This window comes from Streptosporangium sp. NBC_01469, assembly GCF_036227305.1.
In the GTDB taxonomy this organism is placed as follows: Bacteria; Actinomycetota; Actinomycetes; order Streptosporangiales; family Streptosporangiaceae; genus Streptosporangium.
The window spans coordinates 9,074,693-9,093,331 of sequence record NZ_CP109465.1; the positions used below are offsets into that span (position 1 = coordinate 9,074,693).

The following is an 18,639-nucleotide window of genomic DNA, read 5'->3' on the forward strand; positions in this document are numbered from 1 at the left end:
CCGTCACGCGCGCGGCGAACGTCCCGCCCCCTTTCCGAGGGGGCGGGACGTTCGGCGTCAGCAGCTCGCGAGCATGCCCTGCAGGGCGCTCTTCTCCGAGCTCTGCAGGGTCAGCTTCCAGTAGTACTTCACCTGGATCCACGCCCTGGCGTAGGTGCAGTCGAAGCTCGCCAGCGGCGGCTGCCACGTCGAGGGGTCCTGGTCGCCCTTGGTCTGGTTGACGTTGTCGGTCACCGCCCACAGCTCGGGGCCGCCCAGGTCGTTGGCGTAGGACTGGCGCTGCGCGCTGGTCCACGCGTAGGCGCCGGAACGCCACGCCTCGGCCAGCGGCACCATGTGGTCGATGTCGACGTCGCTCGCGGCGGTCCAGGTGGCGCCGTCGAACGGGGAGTACCAGCGGCCGGAGGTGGCCGCGCAGCTGGAGTCGACGACCACTCCCGTACCGTCCCTCTTGAGCACCGTCTCCCGGGTGTTGCAGGCGCCGCTGATGGTGATCCAGTGGTTGAACAGCGACCGGTTGTAGGAGGACTGGTTGGTCTCGGCCGCGACGGTGAGCGTCGCGAGCCTGCTCGCGGCGGTGGCCGCGGAGGGAATGTTGGGCGGGGTCGCCGACGCCGTCCCTGCTGTCAGGGAAACGGTGAGGAGAATTGCCGTGAGGGCAGCGGAGATCCCGGTGACGACTCGTTTCACGAGTGGCCCCTTCTGTCGCTCCACCTCGGCCAGTCGGGGGGTCTGGGCACGGCGAGAGGAGGACAGACGGAACGTCTCAACTCATGACAAACGCCGAAATGTCATGCTTTGACGACGAGTCAGGACACGCTTGGTCGGATACTGCCTTGATCCATGATCAAATTCGTTTGATCTGCGATGACGTGGCGCGCGGGTCTTCCTTTCCCCCGCGAACGCGCCGTGAAGATCCCGTAAACACCCGAATATCTCCGTGAGGCGCCGGAATCCCGCGGAGGCTCAGCCGGCCGACAGGGCCGCCTCGATGTCGTCGGCGCCGGCCAGCGCCTCGGCCAGCCGCTCCCGCTCCGCGGCCTCCAGGGGGATCGCGCGGACGCGGGCCAGCAGCTCGCCCGCCCGATCGCGGTCGGAGAGCGTCAGGGCTATCTCGGCGCGGTAGAGGAGCGCTTCGACGAGCTCCGCGTTCGGCGCGTCCCCCGCTCGCGCCAGCGCGCCGTCGAGGATCTTGGCGGCCTGCCGGTGATCGCCTTTGGAGTCGCCGATGACGACGGCGTTCTGCAGCGCCGTGGCGAGCCGGCCGGCCGGGGGTTCCTCCCGGCTCGCGTCGTTGGACGAGGGGAAGATCCGGATCCAGTTCCCTCCCGGATCGACGATCGTGAACCCGGCGAGGTTGTCGGCGTTCTTCCGTTTCCTGGGCCTGGTCATCCGGGGGATCCCGGAGATCAGGAGCTTGCCGTACGCGGATCGCATGCCCTCGGCGAAGGCGCCGAAGAGAGCTCCGGTATCGGGGACGGTGATGATGCAGGTGCCGTAGGAGTCTTCCGGGTTGAAGCCCGGGATGGTGAAGAAGTGCAGATGGATGTCCTCCCGCCGTAGGGCGAGGTACGGGTTCGGGCGAACCTGGTGATAGGTCCTGGTGAAACCCAGCGCGGTGTAGAACTCCTCGATCTCGTCGATCGATCGGCAGGGCAGTGCCGGCACGGTCGTCTCGTTGGCCATCTGGCTCCTCCGGCTGCGCAGTAGTCAAATTTTACTAGCCGGATTCGAGTGTAGCGGCGGCAACAGGGCCGCGCCTCCCGGATTACCGCGCCCCGCACGGAAACGCCCCGCACGAACGCCCCGCACGGGAACGCCCACGCACGAAACCGCCCGCGTGAAAACACCCACGCGCGGAGACGCTCACGCGCGGAAACACTCCGCACGGGAACGCCTCGCCGTCATCGCCGTCTCCGTCGCCGCCGTCATCGACGGCGCGGCCCCGCTCAGGACGTGCGCACGTCCCCTTCCAGGCGTTCGATCAGCCCGCGGGTCCACTCGGCGCCGCTGCCGGAGAAGTGCGTCCAGAGCCGCATGATCTCGGCGGTCGGCTCCCAGTCCCGGGAGTCGGCCTCGTCGGACGACCAGTGGCGGGCGACCTCCGAGCGCCAGCCGTCGAGGGCCGCCAGCCGCTCCCTCAGCAGCGCGATCACCTCTTCCCTGGGCAGGCAGGTGAGGAAACCCACCCCGGCCGTCAGCTCGTCGATCTTCTGGTCGTGCCTGGCCAGAGCCGTGCGCAACATGCCCAGGAACTCCGCGTCACCTTCGTCGGTGAGCTCGTACTCCACGCGGGGCGGCCCGCCCGCGGCGCTCGGCGCCATCTCGTGGGCGCGCAGCAACCCCTGCTTGGCCATCTGCCTGAGCGCGTGGTAGATCGACCCCGGCTTGGCCGTGGACCACTCGTGCGCGCCCCAGCTCTCCAGGTCGCCGCGCACCTGGTAGCCGTGCGCCCGGCCACGTTCGCGGACGGCCCCGAGCACCAGCAGCCGGATGGCCGACACCCTGCTCCCACCTCCGGACGATTCGGTGACCGGAGCCTACCGGTCCCGCGCCACGGGAGGAGCGGGGAGCGCGCGCCGCTCCCGGACCGGCCGCCGCCGGGGCCCGTACGCCCACCCCGCGCCTCCCCCTGCTCACACCTCCTTTCCCCGACCTTTCCCCCGACGCTTGCCGCAGGTGGGACGGCTGTCGTACGGTGGAGAGGAAAGCGCTTTCCTTGGAGGTCGGAGAAAGATGTCCCCGCAAAGCATCGGCGTTGTGATGAACGGTGTCACTGGCCGCATGGGCTACCGCCAGCACCTGGTCCGCTCTGTCCTGGCGATCAACGAGCAGGGCGGCGTGACACTGTCGGGCGGTGGGAGGGTCCTGCTCAGGCCGGTGCTGGTGGGCCGGAACGCCGAGAAGTTGCAGAGGCTGGCGGCCGACCACGGCATCGACGCCTGGACCACCGACCTCGACACGGCCCTCGCCGACGACGCCAACCTGATCTACTTCGACGCCCAGGTCACCCAGGCCCGCGTGAAGGCCGTGCTCGCGGCGATCGAGGCGGGCAAGCACGTCTACGCGGAGAAGCCGACCGCCGAGACGTACGAGGACGCGCTGGCGCTGGCCGAGGCCGCGACCGCCAGGGGTGTGAAGAACGGCGTCGTGCAGGACAAGCTCTTCCTGCCGGGCCTGCTCAAGCTCAGGCGCCTGATCGACGGCGGCTTCTTCGGCCGGATCCTGTCGGTGCGCGGCGAGTTCGGCTACTGGGTGTTCGAGGGCGACTGGCAGGACGCGCAGCGCCCGTCGTGGAACTACCGCGCCGAGGACGGCGGCGGCATCGTCCTCGACATGTTCCCGCACTGGGCGTACGTGCTGGAGAACCTGTTCGGCCGGATCACCTCGGTCTACGCCCAGGCCGTCACCCACATCCCCGAGCGGGTGGACGAGCGGGGCGAGAGCTACCGGGCCACCGCCGACGATGCCGCCTACGGGGTGTTCGAGCTGGAGGGCGGGATCATCGCGCAGATCAACTCCTCCTGGAACGTCAGGGTGAACCGCGACGAGCTGGTGGAGTTCCAGGTGGACGGCACGCACGGCAGCGCCGTCGCGGGCCTGCGCGGCTGCCGGATCCAGCACCGCGCCACCACTCCCAAGCCGGTCTGGAACCCCGACCTGCCCGCCACCGCCCGCTTCAGGGACGGCTGGCAGGAGGTGCCCGACAACACGGAGTTCGACAACGGCTTCAAGATCCAGTGGGAGCGGTTCGTCCGCCACGTGGCCGAGGACGCGCCCTTCCCCTACGACTTCACCTCGGGCGCGCGCGGCGTCCGCCTCGCCGAGCTGGGCCTGCGCTCCTCCGCCGAGGGCCGCCGCCTGGCGGTGGAGCCGTGATGGCCCCCCTGAGGATCGCGCTGCCCGGCGGGGAGCACACCCTGCGCGAGCCGGTCACCTGGACCAGGCCCGCCGGCCCCGCCGTGAGCCGCGTCGTCTACGCCGCCGCCCACGTGGTCGCCGACCCGCTCGGCGACAACACCCCGGGCTCCCCCGCCGCCGTCGACTGGGACGCCACCCTGCGCTTCCGGCACCACCTGTGGTCGTACGGGCTGCGGGTCGCCGACGCCATGGACACCGCCCAGCGCAACATGGGGCTCGACTGGGCGGCCACCCGCGAGCTGATCCGGCGCAGCGCCACCGAGGCGAAGGCCTTCGGCGACCCGGCGGCGCTGGTGGCCTGCGGCGCGGGCACCGACCAGGCCCCGCACGCCCGGACCCTGGACGAGGTCGTGGCGGCCTACACCGAGCAGATCGAGACCGTACGGGACGCGGGCGCCGGCGTCATCGTGATGGCGAGCCGCCGGCTGGCCGCGATCGCGCGGGGCCCGGAGGACTACCACCGGGTCTACGGCGAGTTGCTCTCCCAGGTCGACCGCCCGGTGATCCTGCACTGGCTGGGCGAGATGTTCGACCCGAACCTGGCGGGCTACTGGGGCTCGCGGGACGTGCCCGAGGCCACCGCGTCGTTCCTGTCCCTGATCCGCGACCACGCGGCGAAGGTGGACGGGGTCAAGGTCTCGCTGCTGGACGCCGAGCACGAGATCGGGCTGCGCGCGGCGCTGCCCGAGGGCGTGCGGCTCTACACCGGCGACGACTTCAACTACCCCTCGCTGATCAGGTCGGGCAGCCACGCGCTGCTGGGGATCTTCGACGCGATCGCCCCCGCCGCCGCGGCGGCCCTGGAGGCCCTCGACGCGGGCGACCTCGGACGCTACGACGAGATCATGGAACCCACGGTCCCGCTCTCACGGAAGATCTTCGAGGCCCCGACGTACAACTACAAGACGGGCATCGTCTTCCTGGCGTGGCTCAACGGCCACCAGGACGCCTTCAGCATGGTCAACGGCGCCCAGGCGGCCCGTTCCCTGCCCCACCTGGCCGAGGTGTTCCAGCTGGCCGACAGGGCCGGGCTGCTGGCCGACCCCGGGCTGGCGGTCTCCCGGATGCGCTCCCTGCTGGCGGTGAACGGCCTGTGAGCGCGACGAGGGCACAGACGAGCCGTCTCTCGCTGAACCAGTGGACCACGAAGCGGTGGTCGGTGGCCGAGGCCGTCGACGGGTGCGTGCGGCACGGCGTCGAGGCCATCGGCCTGTGGCGGCAGGACGTCGCCGCGCAGGGCCTGGAGGAGACCGTCAAGCTCGTCGCGGACGCCGGACTGCGGGTGTCGTCGCTGTGCCGGGGCGGGTTCCTCACCTCCGGCGGCCCCGAGGCCATGGACGACAACCGCAGGGCGATCGACGAGGCCGCGACGCTGGGCGCCGCCTGCCTGGTCATGGTGGTCGGCGGCCTGCCCGGCGTGGTGCCCGGCGAGCCGCCGGGCACGATCTCCCGCGACCTGCCCGCCGCGCGGGAGCGGGTCGCCGAGGCACTGTCCGTGCTGGCCCCGTACGCGGGCGAGCGAGGGGTGCGGCTCGCCCTCGAACCGCTGCACCCGATGTACTGCGCCGACCGGGCCGTGCTGTCCACTCTCGGCCAGGCGCTCGACCTGGCCGAGGCGTACCCCTCCGAGCAGGTGGGCATCGTCGTCGACACCTTCCACGTGTGGTGGGACCCGCGGGTGCTGGAGCAGATCGCCAGGGCGTCGGACCGGATCGCGAGCTACCAGGTGTGCGACTTCCTGTCGCCGCTCCCCGCCGACGTCCTGCTCGGCCGGGGGATCATGGGCGACGGCGTGATCGACTTCGGCCCGATGACCCGCGCGGTGGCCGAGGCGGGCTACACGGGGGACGTCGAAGTGGAGATCTTCAACGCCGACGTGTGGGCCGCCGACCCCGACGGGATCCTGGCCAGGGTGAAGGCCGCCTTCGCCGAGTTCGTCGGAGGTTGACGCGCGGTCCCCCGCCACGGTGTTTCGAGGCGGGGGACCGTTCCAACGGGAAGGAAAACACGTTCGCCGGGCCCGGATTACCGCTTCACGTTGGAGTGACATGGCAGGTACTCGTACGGTAGGGGTATGACGACCGCAGAAAGCGAAGCCAGCCCCGCCGTACAGCGGCCGCCGGAACATGTGATGGCCGTACTGGAAGCGATCAGGGAGTGGGAGGCCGCCAACCCCGACTCGGCCCCCTCGGGCCAGGGAGAGGCGATCCTCTGGGCCCTGGGCAAGCGGGAGCAGGCACCGATCAGCGGTCGCCCCTCCTCGGGATCCCCGCCCACCCTCGCCGAGGCGCGCGCCGAGATCGACGCCGCCGAGCGGGTTCCGCGCGAGGGCCGGGTCGTGCCGGCCGACGGGGTCATCAGCACCCTGAACTGGTTGATCGGCGCCAAGGACGGGCTGCCCATCCCCGGCCGCCGCTCCTCGGAAGGCTGGGGACACCTGGTCGGCGGGCGCGGCGTGATCCTGCGCACCGAGGCCGAGATCGGCAGGGTCGCCGAGCTGGCCCACCAGGGCCGGCCCAACGCCGCGGGCGAGTGGGAGAAGGAATGGTGCGCGGGCACCATCGCCGTGTGTGAGTGGGTGCTCGGCACCCGCAGGAAGTCCCCGGTCCGCAACACGCCCCGCCCCATCCACGGACCGACCGGCCTCAACCTCGGCATGGAGGAGAGCGCGGCCGAGGACGTGTCCCGGCAGCTCGGCCGGGGCCGCCAGCACTCCCCCGGCTACGGCGACGGGGTCATCAGGACGATCCGCTGGCTGCGCGGGCAGATCATGGTCCCGCCGGTCAACGAGCAGGGAAACCCCGTTCCCGGCATGCGCTGACCCCCTCCCCTCCCCTCCCCGCCACTCTCCGCTCTCCCCTCCCCCGCGTTCCCCTACGACACGATCGGCCCGGCCCCCCACGGGGGTCCGGGCCGCTTGTCGCGGTGGCGTCACCATGACGCGCCCGCGTGACGTGCCCGCCGCGACGGGCTCGCCGCGACCCCGCCGTCGCCACCGGCCCGCCGCGACGAAGTCGTGGCACCGTCGTGGCACCCCAGGCCGCGGACGTCCTCCCGGAGGATCACTCAGCCTGTCGTGTCACCCCAGGCCGCGGGTGCTCTCCCGGAGGATCACCTCGCCGGTCACGGTCACGGCCTCGGCCCTGCCCCCCTCGGACGGGCCGAGGGCCATCTCCAGCGCGCGGACGCCCATGTCGGCGAGCGGCAGCCGCACGGTGGACAGCGAGGGAACCAGGTCGCGCAGGGTGAAGATGTCGTCGAAACCGGCCACGGAGACGTCGTCGGGCACCCGGATGCCCCGGTCCCTGAAGGAGGCCAGGGCGCCCACCGCCATCACGTCGTTGACGGCGAAGACGCACGTGACCCCGGACACCTGGGTGGCCGCCGCGTAGCCGCCCTCCCGGTCGAAGGAACCGTGCAGGACGCGCGGCGCGGGCAGTCCGAGCTCCTCGAGCGCGCCGGCGAACCCCTCCACCCTGTCCCTGGGCGCGATCAGCCAGTCGGGCCCGGCGAGGATCGCGAAGTTCCGGTGCCCCAGCCCGGCGAGGGCGCGGGCCAGCTCGGCGGCGCCCCGGCGGTTGTCCGGCACCACCGTGTCGACGCCGAGCAGGTCCTGGCCCACGCAGGCGACCCGGCCCCCGGACTCCCGGTAGTGGTCGAGTTCCGTCCCGAGCCGCCGGGTCGTCTCCGGGTCGGTGACCCGGGAGCCGACGAGCAGCACGGCGCGGACCCGCTGGGCGTTGAGCGTCGAGACGTAGGCGATCTCCCGCTCGGGGTCGCGGTGGGTGGTGCCGATCATGACCATGAGCCCCTGGCTCTCGGCGACCCGCATGGCCCCGTCGGCGATCGCGGCGAAGTAGGGGTCGGTGAGGTCGTGGACGACCAGGCCGATCACGTTGCTGGCACCCCTGGCGAGGGTCTGCGCGGCCACGTTGGTGCGGTATCCCAGCTCGGCGGCGGCCAGTTCCACCTTGGCCCGCAGGGGGGCGCCCACCTGCCGGGTGCTGCCGTTGAGCACCCGCGACGCCGTGGCGAGCGAGACGCCCGCGTGCCGGGCGACATCCTCAAGCGTGACCACCGACAACCTCCCGGAAAGCGTTTTCCAAAGTCTGCCAGAGTTGCCTTCGCCCCGCACCCCGGGCACGGCCCGCGAGATGGGGCGTGAGCCCGCACACTCTTGGGGACAACTTACCCACCTCCCGCCCGCCCGGCCGCGCCAAGCGTTGTTACTGACGAGTAGCATGGTGGGGAAGCCATCCAGCAACGAGGAGCGAACCCGTGCCTTCGTCTCGTGACGTCGTATTCGTCGACGGTGTGCGCACACCATTCGGCAGGTCGGGCCCCAAGGGCCTGTACGCCGAGACGCGCGCCGACGACCTGGTGATCCGCGTCATCCGCGAGCTGATCCGGCGTAACCCGAATCTGCCTCCCGAGCGCGTCGACGAGGTGGCCATCGCGGCCACCACGCAGATCGGCGACCAGGGCCTGACCCTCGGCCGCTCCGCCGCGATCCTGGCCGGGCTGCCCAAGACCGTGCCCGGCTACTCGATCGACCGCATGTGCGCGGGCGCGATGACCGCGGTGACCTCGGTCGCCGGCGGCATCGCCTTCGGCGCCTACGACGTCGCCATCGCCGGCGGCGTCGAGCACATGGGCCGCCACCCCATGGGCGAGGGCGTCGACCCCAACCCCCGCTTCCTGGCCGAGCAGCTCGTGGACGGTTCCGCCCTCGTCATGGGCATGACCGCCGAGAACCTCCACGACCGCTACCCCTCCATCACGAAGGACCGCGCGGACGCCTTCGCCCTCGCCTCCCAGGAGAAGGTCGCCAAGGCGTACGCCGACGGCAGGATCCAGGAGGACCTGGTCCCGATGGCGACCAGGTCCGCGGAGAAGGGCTGGGGGCTGGCCACGGCCGACGAGGCTCCCCGCCCCGGCACCACGCTGGAGGGCCTCGCCGGGCTGAAGACCCCGTTCCGCCCGCACGGCCGGGTCACCGCGGGCAACGCCTCCGGCATCAACGACGGCGCCACCGGCTGCGTCGTGGCCGCCGCCGACGTCGCGGAGGAGCTCGGCCTCGCGCCGAAGATGCGCCTGGTCTCGTACGCCTTCGCGGGCGTGGACCCCGAGGTGATGGGCGTCGGGCCGATCCCGTCCACCGAGCGGGCCCTGCGCCTGGCCGGGCTCTCCATCTCCGACCTGGGACTGTTCGAGATCAACGAGGCGTTCGCCGTGCAGGTGCTGGCGTTCCTGGAGCACTTCGGCATCGCCGACGACGACCCCCGGGTGAACCCCTACGGCGGCGCCATCGCCTTCGGCCACCCGCTGGCCTCCTCCGGGGTGCGCCTGATGACGCAGCTCGCCCGCGAGTTCGGCGAGCGCCCCGACGTCCGCTACGGCGTGACCACGATGTGCGTGGGCCTGGGCATGGGCGGAACGGTCATCTGGGAGAACCTCGGCTGGGAGGGCGAGAAGTGACGGACATCAGCACGGGCGCCGCGGGCGCCACGGACATCACCGAGCTCTTCGCCGACGAGGTCGTCACCCGGGCGGCCGTCCGCGACGTGGAACTGCCCTACGGCGCGGGCGTCATGGCACTGATCACGCTGGACAACGGCTTCGACCACACCAAGCCGTCGACGTTCGGCCCCGGCGGGCTGACCTCGCTGGGCGAGGCCCTGGACTCGGTCGCCGGGCGCGGCGACCTGGCGGCCGTGGGCGTCGTCGGCAAGCCGTTCGTCTTCGCCGTCGGCGCCGACCTCAAGGGGGCCGCGCTGGTCTCCGAGCGGGACCAGGCGCTGCGGATCGGCAAACTGGGGCACGACGTGTTCCGCCGCCTCGGCGAGCTGGACGTGCCGTCGTTCGCGTTCGTCAACGGCGCGGCGATGGGCGGCGGCCTGGAGGTCGCGCTGCACTGCACGTACCGGACCATCTCCTCCGGCGTGCCCGCCGTGGCGCTGCCCGAGTGCTTCCTCGGCCTGGTCCCCGGCTGGGGCGGCACCCAGCTGCTGCCCCGGCTGATCGGCCCGGCCGCGGCCGTCAAGCTGATCGTCGAGAACCCGCTCGCGCAGAACCGCATGATCAAGGGCAGGGAGGCGTTCGCGCTCGGGGTCGCCGACGCGATGTTCGAGCCCGCCGACTTCCTGGAGGAGTCGCTGCGCTGGGCCGCCCAGGTGCTGCGCGGCGAGGTGACGGTCTCCCGTACCGACCACACCGGGGACGACTGGGCCAAGACGGTCGCCGACGCGCGCTTCCTGCTCGACATGAGGCTGCACGGCGCCTCCCCGGCCCCCTACCGGGCGCTGGAGCTGGTCGAACTGGCCCGCACCGCCTCGCGCGACGAGGGCTTCGACGCCGAGGACCAAGCCCTGGCCGACCTCCTCATGGGCGACGAGCTCCGCGCCGGCCTGTACTCCTTCGACCTGGTCCAGCGCCGGGCCAAGAAGCCCGCGGGCGCGCCGGACAAGGCGCTGGCCCGCAAGGTCACCAAGGTCGGCGTCGTCGGCGCGGGCCTGATGGCCTCGCAGATGGCGCTGCTGTTCGCCCGCCGCCTGGAGGTCCCGGTGGTGCTCACCGACCTGGACCAGGACCGGCTGGACAAGGGCGTCGGCTACGTCCACGCCGAGGTGGACAGGCTGCTCGGCAAGGGGCGCGTCTCCGCCGACCAGGCCAACCGGCTCAAGTCCCTGGTGACCGGCTCGCTGACCAAGGACGCGTTCGCCGACGCCGACTTCGTCATCGAGGCCGTGTTCGAGGACATGAAGGTCAAGCGGAAGGTGTTCGCCGAGGTGGAGGAGGTCGTCTCCGCCGAGTGCGTGCTGGCCACGAACACCTCCTCGCTGTCGCTGACCGAGATGGCCTCGGGGCTGCGCCACCCGGAGCGCGTCGTGGGCTTCCACTTCTTCAACCCGGTCGCGGTGATGCCGCTGCTGGAGATCGTGCGGGGTTCGGAGACCGACGACGCGACGCTCGCCACGGCCTTCTCCGTCGGCCGGTCGCTGAAGAAGTCGTCCGTGCTGGTCAAGGACGCGCCCGCGTTCGTGGTCAACCGGCTGCTGACGCGCTTCATGGGCGAGGTCATCGGCGCCGTCGACGAGGGCACCCCGCTGGAGGTCGCCGACCACGCGCTGGACGGGCTGGGCCTGCCGATGACCCCGTTCGCGCTGATGCAGCTCGTCGGCCCCGCCGTGGCGCTGCACGTCGCCGAGACGATGCACGAGGCCTTCCCGGCCCGCTACGGGGTGTCGGAGAACCTCGCCCGGCTGGTCTCGGCGGGCAAGCCGGGCGTCTACGCGCCGGACTTCTCGCTCGACCCCGAGGCGGTGGCCCTCTTCGCGGGCGGTACCTCCCCGTCGACGGCCGAGGAGGTACGGCTGCGGGCGCTGCGGGCGCTGGCCGAGGAGATCCGCCTCATGCTGGAGGAGGGCGTGGTCTCGGCTCCCCAGGACATCGACCTGTGCATGATCCTCGGCGCGGGCTGGCCGTTCCACCTGGGCGGCGTCACCCCGTACCTCGACCGGGCGGGCATCGCCGAGCCGCGCTTCCTGCCGCCGGGCGTGGCCTCGGTCCCCGCCTGACGGTTTCTCGTACGGCTCCCCCGCTCTCGCGGCGGGGGAGCCGCTAGCGCTCCGACAGCCTGCTGTGCCGGTAGCCGTACCCGAAGTAGATCAGGATCCCGAGCAGCATCCACGCCACGAACCTCAGCCAGGTCTCCACCGGGAGGTTGAGCATCAGGTAGAGGCAGGCGAGCACCGACAGGATCGGCACCAGCGGCACCAGCGGGGTGCGGAAGGACCTCGGCAGCTCGGGACGGGTGCGGCGCAGGATGACCACCGCGATCGAGACCACCACGAACGCGAAGAGCGTGCCGATGTTGACCAGCTCGGCGATGGTGGCCAGCGGCACCAGCCCGGCCAGGGCCGAGACGACGAGGCCCATCATGATGGTGATGATGTACGGGGTCCGGTACTTGGGATGCACCTTCGCCAGCCCGCGCGGCAGCAGGTTGTCGCGGCACATGGCGAACATCACCCGCGACATGCCCAGCATGAGGATCATCACGACCGTCGTCAGGCCGGCCAGGGCGCCGACGCTGATCAGCGACGCGGCCCAGGTCTGGCCGACCGCCTTGAACGCGTCGGCCAGCGGCGCGGCCTCGCTGAGCCGGCTGTAGGGCTGCATGCCGACGACGACCAGGGAGACCGCGACGTAGAGCACCGTGCAGACGCCGAGCGAGGTCAGGATGCCGATGGGCAGGTCCCGCTGCGGGTTGCGCGTCTCCTCGGCGGCGGTGGCGACCACGTCGAAGCCGATGTAGGCGAAGAACACGATCGCCGCGGCGCTGAAGACGCCCAGCACCCCGTACGCGACCGGGCTGATCCCGAACAGCACCTGGATAAGCGGCGCGGACAGCCCCTCCACCGCGGGGGTCGGCTTCGAGGGCGGGATGAACGGGGAGTAGTTGGCGGCCCTGACGAAGAACAGCCCGGCCACGACGACCAGCAGGATCACCGCGAGCTTGATCGTGACGATGACGAGGTTGAACCGGGACGACAGCTTGATCCCGATGACCAGGATCCCGGTGAGGACCAGCACGATCAGCGCGGCGGGCAGGTTGAACGCCGCCCCCTCCCCCGCGATCGCGCCGGGCAGCGTCACCCCCAGGGACGCCAGCAGCGAGGTCAGGTATCCCGACCAGCCGACCGCGACGACCGCGGCGCCGAGCATCATCTCCAGCATCAGGTCCCAGCCGATGATCCAGGCGGGAAACTCGCCGAGGGTGGCGAAGGCGAAGGTGTAGGCGGACCCGGCCGCCGGGACGGTGGAGGCGAACTCGGCGTAGCAGAGCGCCGCCAGCGCGCAGACGATGCCGGCGACCACGAAGGACAGGGCCACCGAGGGGCCGGCCATCTCCCTGGCGACCCGGCCGGTGAGCACGAAGATGCCGGTGCCGATGACGACGCCGATGCCGAAGATGGTGAGGTCCAGCGCGCTGAGATCCTTGCGCAGCCGGTGTTCCGGTGCCTCGGTGTCCGAGATCGACTGTTCCACCGACTTGACGCGCAAGACGCCCATGGCCCCTCCTCGACCGCCGGTTCTGTGTCGCAGGTCACATGCCCAGCGGATCGGCGGCCGAACGGCGAACTCGGGGTTGTTTGGGGGGAGGTCCCCGATGCCGGCCGCCGCCCACGACCGCGATCCTGGGGTCATGCTCCTGGACATGCTGCAGTCGTCGTCTCCGTATCTGGTCGGCTCGATACTTCTCGCCGTGCTGGCGTTCGCCGGCTCGCTGATACCCGGTGTCGCGGCGATCCTCGTGGCGGGGGCGGCGCTGGCGGATCCATGGGAGATCGCGGCGGTGGCGCTCGCCGGTTGTGCCGGGTGCGCCCTGTACGCCACCGGCGGCTGGCTCATCGGCCGCCGGTACGGGTCGCGGCTGCGTCGCAGCGGGGCCGGGCGCCGGATCGGCGAGCGGCGCTGGTCGCGGGCCGAGCAACTGGCCATGGGCGCGGGTTACGGCCCGGCTCTGGCAGCCGCCTGTTTCCTGCCGGTGGTCGGCTCGCTCACCCCGATCGTCGCCGGGACCCTGAGCATGCCGTACACGCGTTTCATCCGCTGGGCCCTGGCGGGCAGCGCGGTCTGGGTGACCGTCTACCTGACGCTGGGCACCCTCGCGGGTGAGGCCCTGCGGCAGAACCGGCACCTGCTGGTACCGATCCTCGTCTGCGTGGCGGTCGTGGTCGCGGGCCTCGTCGTGATCAACCACCGCGCCCGCCCGCCGCGGGAGGCTGCGGGCGCCGGCGACACCGGCGACACTGATGCCGCCGCCGACGCCGGCTCCGGTCACACGATCGGCTCCGGACACACGATCGGCTCCGACGACGCGAGCGGGAAGATCGTCGGATAGGCGGAGCGGGGCGACCCGGCTCGCGCGGGCGGAGGGGCGCCGTGGGGCGCCGGGGGCGCCGGGGGCGCTGAGGGACGCCGGGAGACGCTGTCAGCGGGTCGGGTGGTTCTCCAGGACCGGGGAGCGCTTCGCGATCGCCTCGGTGATCTGGCGGGCGATGTCCTGTGAGGTCAGGCCGATCTCGCTGAGGATCTTCGGGCGCTTGGCGTGGTCGAGGAAGCGCTGCGGGATGCCGTACGTGCGGACCGGGACGTCCACGTCGGCGTCGCGCAGCATGCGGGCGACCGCGTCGCCGACCGCGCCCACCCGGCCGTTGTCCTCGACCACCACGACCAGTTTGTGGACGCGGGCGGCCGCTGTCAGGGCCTCGTCCAGGGGCTTGACCCAGCGCGGGTCGACCACCGTGGCGGAGATGCCCTGGGCGTCGAGCAGGCCGGCGGCCTCCATGCACAGTTCGGCCATCGGTCCCACGGACACGAGCAGCACGTCGGGGTCGCCCGCGCGCAGCACGTCCATCTCGCCGAGGCGGCCGACCGCCTCGATCTCGGTGGCCACCGCCCCCTTGGGGTAGCGCACGACGCTCGGGCCGTCGTCGATCTCCACGGCCTCGGCCAGCAGCTCGCGCAGGCGGGGCTCGTCGCGGGGGACGGCGATCGACAGGCCGGGGACGACCTGCAGGATCGACAGGTCCCACATGCCGTTGTGGCTGGCGCCGTCGTCGCCGGTGACGCCCGCCCGGTCGAGCACGACCGTGACGGGGAGCCGGTGCAGGGCGACGTCCATCAGGAGCTGGTCGAAGGCCCGGTTGAGGAAGGTGGCGTAGACGGCCACCACCGGGTGCAGGCCGCCGAGCGCCAGGCCGGCGGCGCTGGTCAGGGCGTGCTGCTCGGCGATGCCGACGTCGTAGAGGCGGTCGGGGTAGGCCTCGGAGAACGGGATCAGGCCGGTGGGGCCGAGCATCGCGGCGGTGATCGCCACGATGTCGCTCCGCTCCGCGCCCAGCCGCACCATCTCCTGGCCGAAGACGTTGGTCCAGCCGTGCGGCTTCGGCTTCTCCTCACCCGTGAGCGGGTCGAAGACGCCCGGCGAGTGGAAGCAGTCCTCGTCGTGGTTCTCCGCCGGCGAGTAGCCGAAGCCCTTCTTGGTGAGCACGTGCACGATGACCGGGCGGCGGAAGTCGCGGGCCCTGCGCAGCGCGGCCTCCACGGCCTGCTCGTCGTGGCCGTCGACCAGCCCGATGTACTTCAGGCCGAGGTCCTCGAACATGACCTGCGGGGCCAGGACGTCCTTGAGGCCCTTCTTGACGCCGTGCAGGGCGTCGTAGACGGGGGCGCCGACCACCGGGACCCTGTTCAGGTTGCCCTTGACGAAGTCGAGCACGTCCTCGTAGCGCTGGTTCGTGCGCAGGGAGGCCAGGTGGGAGGCGAGCCCGCCGATGGTCGGCGAGTAGGAGCGGCCGTTGTCGTTGACCACGATGATCAGCGGCAGGTCCTTGCGCGCCGCGATGTTGTTGAGCGCCTCCCAGGCCATGCCGCCGGTGAGCGCCCCGTCCCCGATCACCGCGACGACCGTGCGGTCCGCCTCGCCGCGCAGCCGGTACGCCTTGGCCAGGCCGTCGGCGTACGACAGCGCGGTCGAGGCGTGGGAGTTCTCGATGATGTCGTGCTCGGACTCGGCCTGGCTCGGGTAGCCCGACAGGCCGCCCTCCTGGCGGAGCGTGTCGAACCGCCCGGCCCGGCCGGTGAGCATCTTGTGGACGTAGGCCTGGTGGCCGGTGTCCCACAGGATGCGGTCGCGGGGCGAGTCGAAGACCCGGTGCATCGCGATCGTCAGTTCGACGACGCCGAGGTTGGGACCCAGGTGGCCGCCGCTGCGGGCGGTGGAGGCGATCAGGAGATCCCTGATCTCTGCGGCGAGGACCGGTAGCTCGTCCGCCGCCAGGCGCTTGAGGTCCCCTGGTCCCTTGACCGACTCCAGAAGATTTCCAGGCTGCCCGGTCCGCTCGCTCACGGAATCATCCCCTCTGTCCAGTCAACGTCACGACGAGTCTAGTTGCGATGGGGGACGCAACCCCCGAGAGCGGCGATTCTGCACGTTTTATCCACACTTGCAATAACCTTTGCCCCACCATGAAAACTCTCCCCTTTAGGCAACTATCATCTCTTGTTGCCGTCTCGTTGACGTTTGCCCTGGTGACGGGCCTGGGCACAGCCAGCGCGTCCACCTCGCGGACCGCCGCGACCTCCGCCTCGCAGCAGGTCGCGCCGGTCACCGGGACGACGTCGGGCACGACCACCTCCGCCGGCTACGCCAAGGAGCAGGCACCCCCGCGCGGCCGGGCCGCCGCGACGGCCAGCCCCCTGTACCGCACCGGCACCCTGCCCACCATGCGCTGCCAGGCCGGACAGATCCGCGCGGGGAGCGCGGCCTCCTACCGGACCTTCGTCACCAAGCTCATCCGCTGCCTGAACCTGGCCTGGAAGACCCAGTTCAGGAAGACCAACCTGGCGTTCTCCCAGCCCAAGCTGCGTTTCTCCACCACCAAGGTGAACACCCCCTGCGGCCGGTGGCCCAGCAGCGCCGGGGGGCTGTACTGCTCCAGCAACCGCACCATCTACATCGGCGTCACGCGTGAGGTCCTGAAGAACGCCTTCCCGGCCAACCACGCCCAGTTCATCGCCCACGAGTACGGCCACCACGTGCAGCGCCTCGCGGGCATCATGGACTACTACGGCAACAGCATCTGGCGCGCCTCCTCGTCCACCAAGCTGGCCTTCTCCCGCCGCCTCGAACTACAGGCCGACTGCCTCGGCTCCGCCTTCCTGCGCAAGATCGCCGAAGACCTGCCGGTCGAGCCGGCGCAGTGGGACGCGATGGTCAGCTGGGTCAACGCCAACGGGCACAAGAACTGGCCCAAGAACGACCACGGCAAGGGCCGCAGCCAGGCCTACTGGATGGAGCGCGGTTACAACGCCGGATCCCCGTCCGGATGCAACACCTGGACGGCCCCCTCCGGCCGCGTCGCCTGATCCCCGGCACCGCCCGCGCGTCTCGCGTCACCCGATCCCCGGCACCGCCCACACACGCGCCTCTCGCGTCACCCGATCCCCGGCACGAACCCTCCGATATGCGGCCACGCTTCCCAAGCGTGGTCGCATATCGGCTTTACCCCCCCTTCAACCTCCCCTAGGGTTGAGAATCATGCGTATCCCCCTTATCGCACTGCTCTCCGGCGTACTCGTGAGCACGCTGCTCTCCGGTACGGCGGGCGCGGCGGTCACCACCGAGCGACTCGCGCCGGTGCCCACGGGCAAGGCCGCCCTGACCGCCAACCCGATATACAAGACGGGCAAGCTCGAGCCGGACGCCTGCCCGGAGCAGCCGGTCTACAACGACGACCTGGAGACCGCCGAGACCTATCTCAGCTTCGCCCTGGACTGCCTCAACGAGGGCTGGGAGTACCAGTTCTCCAAGACGAAGCTGCCCTTCTCCAAGCCCAGGTTCGCGGTCACCTCGCGCACCGGCGTCCCGACCGGCTGCGGCAGGTTCCCCAAGGGCGCCCAGGCGGTCTACTGCCCGGCGAACAAGAAGATCACCTTCTATCTCAGCAAGGGGATCCTCTCCCAGGCGACCGAGCTGTTCCTGTTCCAGACCCTGGCGCACGAGTACGGTCACCACGTCCAGCAGCTCTCCGGGATCATGACGGCCTTCAACACCCGGGACTACAAGAACGACAAGGCGGTGCTCGCCGAGCTGCGCAAGATCGAGCTCCAGGCCGAGTGCCTGAGCGGCGCCTTCATCGGCAGCATCTGGCGCTCCCTCAACCGTCGCGAGTCGGACTTCAGGTACGTCCTGAGCGCCGCCTACAGCACGGCCACCCACGGCACGGCCAAGAACATCGCCTACTGGGTTACCCGCGGTTTCCAGCAGGAGACCCCCGGCTCCTGCAACACCTTCACCGCCCCCAAGTCCCGGGTCTCCTGACCCCCCGACCCCCGCGACCACCCGCCGCCGTCCCACGGACGCGCGACGGGTGGTCGTTCTTTTCCACCCGGTGCAAGCCACATCCCCCACGGGATACAAGACTCACCCCCGCCCGGCGCGAGCGGTCTCCCCCCAAAACGCGACCACGAGTGGCGACGGACCCATGACGTTCAGTAACCTTGCGATGCCGCCTGAACGCCCCTCCCCGTGAGCGCCCTCCACGCCACGGAACCAGGTTCGGTCCCCCCGCTGGTCGACGGCAAGGAGAAAGACGGAATGGACACAACGGATATCCGCCTGCGCGTCCTGGAAACGGACGTCGCCGCGCTCCGCGCGCAGAGCCAGGAGAGCAAGGTGATCAACGCAGGGATCCTGGAGGTCCTGAAAGACCTGCGAACGGTGACAACGGAACTCTGGACGGAGATGACCGGGTTCCGGACTGAGATGACCGAATTCCGAACGGAGCTGAGCGAGCTTCGAACCGGACAGGACAGCCTCCGCACGGACATGGACAGCCTCCGCACGGACATGAAAGAACTCCGCACGGACGTGAACGGCCTCCGCACGGACATGGACAGCCTCCGCACGGACATGAAAGAACTCCGTGTCGAGATGCGCACCGGTCACGCCGAGCTCCGCGAGGAGATCTCCGTGGTCAAGTGCTCCGTCGGCAACCTGGAGCGCTCCATGAAGCGCGTCGAGGGTGACGTCGCCGAGCTCAAGGCCGGTCACATCGAGCTGCGCCACCTGGTCGCCGGTCTCGTCAAGTAACGTCCGCACCACCGTCGGCACCCACGACTCCGGGTGCCGACAGCGCGATGCCCGTG

Annotated in this window: 16 protein-coding genes; 10 read left to right on the forward strand and 6 right to left on the reverse strand. The window is 71.0% G+C overall.

Annotation, left to right across the window (positions count from 1 at the left end):
* Nucleotides 1-57: 57 nt before the first annotated feature.
* The 3 genes from OG587_RS39500 to OG587_RS39510 form a co-directional block, all read right to left on the reverse strand.
* A complete protein-coding gene (locus OG587_RS39500; protein ID WP_329083948.1) occupies nt 58-690 on the reverse strand; it encodes an HNH endonuclease family protein in 633 nt (210 codons plus the stop codon).
* Nucleotides 691-966: 276 nt separating this feature from the next.
* Nucleotides 967-1,686 (reverse strand): VOC family protein, encoded by a 720-nt coding sequence (locus OG587_RS39505; RefSeq protein ID WP_329083949.1) that lies wholly within the window; start codon nt 1,684-1,686, stop codon nt 967-969.
* A gap of 263 nt (nt 1,687-1,949) precedes the next feature.
* Complete coding sequence (locus OG587_RS39510) at nt 1,950-2,504, reverse strand: PadR family transcriptional regulator (protein ID WP_329083950.1); 555 nt, start codon at nt 2,502-2,504, stop codon at nt 1,950-1,952.
* 232 nt (nt 2,505-2,736) lie between these two features.
* Between OG587_RS39510 and OG587_RS39515 the strand changes: the two genes are divergently transcribed.
* The 4 genes from OG587_RS39515 to OG587_RS39530 all read left to right on the forward strand — a co-directional run bounded on the left by OG587_RS39515 (nt 2,737) and on the right by OG587_RS39530 (nt 6,742).
* Nucleotides 2,737-3,879 (forward strand): Gfo/Idh/MocA family protein, encoded by a 1,143-nt coding sequence (locus OG587_RS39515; RefSeq protein ID WP_329083951.1) that lies wholly within the window; start codon nt 2,737-2,739, stop codon nt 3,877-3,879.
* Nucleotides 3,879-5,018, forward strand: coding sequence for a dihydrodipicolinate synthase family protein (locus OG587_RS39520; RefSeq protein WP_329083952.1), 1,140 nt, complete (start codon nt 3,879-3,881; stop codon nt 5,016-5,018). The genes OG587_RS39515 and OG587_RS39520 overlap by 1 nt, the downstream gene beginning before the upstream one ends.
* Nucleotides 5,015-5,869 carry a sugar phosphate isomerase/epimerase family protein gene (locus tag OG587_RS39525; RefSeq protein ID WP_329083953.1) on the forward strand — a complete coding sequence of 285 codons (855 nt, stop codon included), beginning with the start codon at nt 5,015-5,017 and terminating at the stop codon, nt 5,867-5,869. Before OG587_RS39520 ends, OG587_RS39525 begins: the two co-directional genes overlap by 4 nt.
* A gap of 126 nt (nt 5,870-5,995) precedes the next feature.
* Entirely contained in the window at nt 5,996-6,742 is a 747-nt protein-coding gene (locus OG587_RS39530; RefSeq protein WP_329083954.1) for a hypothetical protein, read from the forward strand.
* A gap of 258 nt (nt 6,743-7,000) precedes the next feature.
* Here OG587_RS39530 and OG587_RS39535 read toward each other — a convergent pair whose 3' ends face one another.
* A complete protein-coding gene (locus OG587_RS39535; protein WP_329083955.1) occupies nt 7,001-7,999 on the reverse strand; it encodes a LacI family DNA-binding transcriptional regulator in 999 nt (332 codons plus the stop codon).
* Between the two features lie 200 nt (nt 8,000-8,199).
* Between OG587_RS39535 and OG587_RS39540 the strand changes: the two genes are divergently transcribed.
* Both OG587_RS39540 and OG587_RS39545 read left to right on the forward strand, forming a co-directional pair.
* Entirely contained in the window at nt 8,200-9,399 is a 1,200-nt protein-coding gene (locus OG587_RS39540) for a thiolase family protein (protein ID WP_329083956.1), read from the forward strand.
* Nucleotides 9,396-11,498 (forward strand): 3-hydroxyacyl-CoA dehydrogenase NAD-binding domain-containing protein, encoded by a 2,103-nt coding sequence (locus OG587_RS39545; protein ID WP_329083957.1) that lies wholly within the window; start codon nt 9,396-9,398, stop codon nt 11,496-11,498. The genes OG587_RS39540 and OG587_RS39545 overlap by 4 nt, the downstream gene beginning before the upstream one ends.
* A gap of 43 nt (nt 11,499-11,541) precedes the next feature.
* Here OG587_RS39545 and OG587_RS39550 read toward each other — a convergent pair whose 3' ends face one another.
* Complete coding sequence (locus tag OG587_RS39550; protein ID WP_329083958.1) at nt 11,542-12,996, reverse strand: amino acid permease; 1,455 nt, start codon at nt 12,994-12,996, stop codon at nt 11,542-11,544.
* A 97-nt stretch (nt 12,997-13,093) separates the two neighbouring features.
* On the opposite strand from OG587_RS39550, the gene OG587_RS39555 reads away from it, so the two are divergent.
* Complete coding sequence (locus tag OG587_RS39555) at nt 13,094-13,828, forward strand: DedA family protein (protein WP_329083959.1); 735 nt, start codon at nt 13,094-13,096, stop codon at nt 13,826-13,828.
* Between the two features lie 90 nt (nt 13,829-13,918).
* Here the strand turns inward: OG587_RS39555 and dxs are convergent, their stop codons facing one another.
* Complete coding sequence (gene dxs / locus OG587_RS39560) at nt 13,919-15,838, reverse strand: 1-deoxy-D-xylulose-5-phosphate synthase (RefSeq protein WP_329083960.1); 1,920 nt, start codon at nt 15,836-15,838, stop codon at nt 13,919-13,921.
* A gap of 167 nt (nt 15,839-16,005) precedes the next feature.
* Between dxs and OG587_RS39565 the strand changes: the two genes are divergently transcribed.
* From OG587_RS39565 to OG587_RS39575, 3 genes are all read left to right on the forward strand, one after another.
* Complete coding sequence (locus tag OG587_RS39565; RefSeq protein WP_329083961.1) at nt 16,006-16,857, forward strand: neutral zinc metallopeptidase; 852 nt, start codon at nt 16,006-16,008, stop codon at nt 16,855-16,857.
* Nucleotides 16,858-17,029: 172 nt separating this feature from the next.
* A complete protein-coding gene (locus OG587_RS39570) occupies nt 17,030-17,812 on the forward strand; it encodes a neutral zinc metallopeptidase (RefSeq protein WP_329083962.1) in 783 nt (260 codons plus the stop codon).
* Between the two features lie 276 nt (nt 17,813-18,088).
* Nucleotides 18,089-18,583: a hypothetical protein gene (locus tag OG587_RS39575; RefSeq protein WP_329083963.1), complete on the forward strand. Its 495-nt coding sequence runs from the start codon at nt 18,089-18,091 to the stop codon at nt 18,581-18,583.
* Nucleotides 18,584-18,639: the final 56 nt, after the last annotated feature.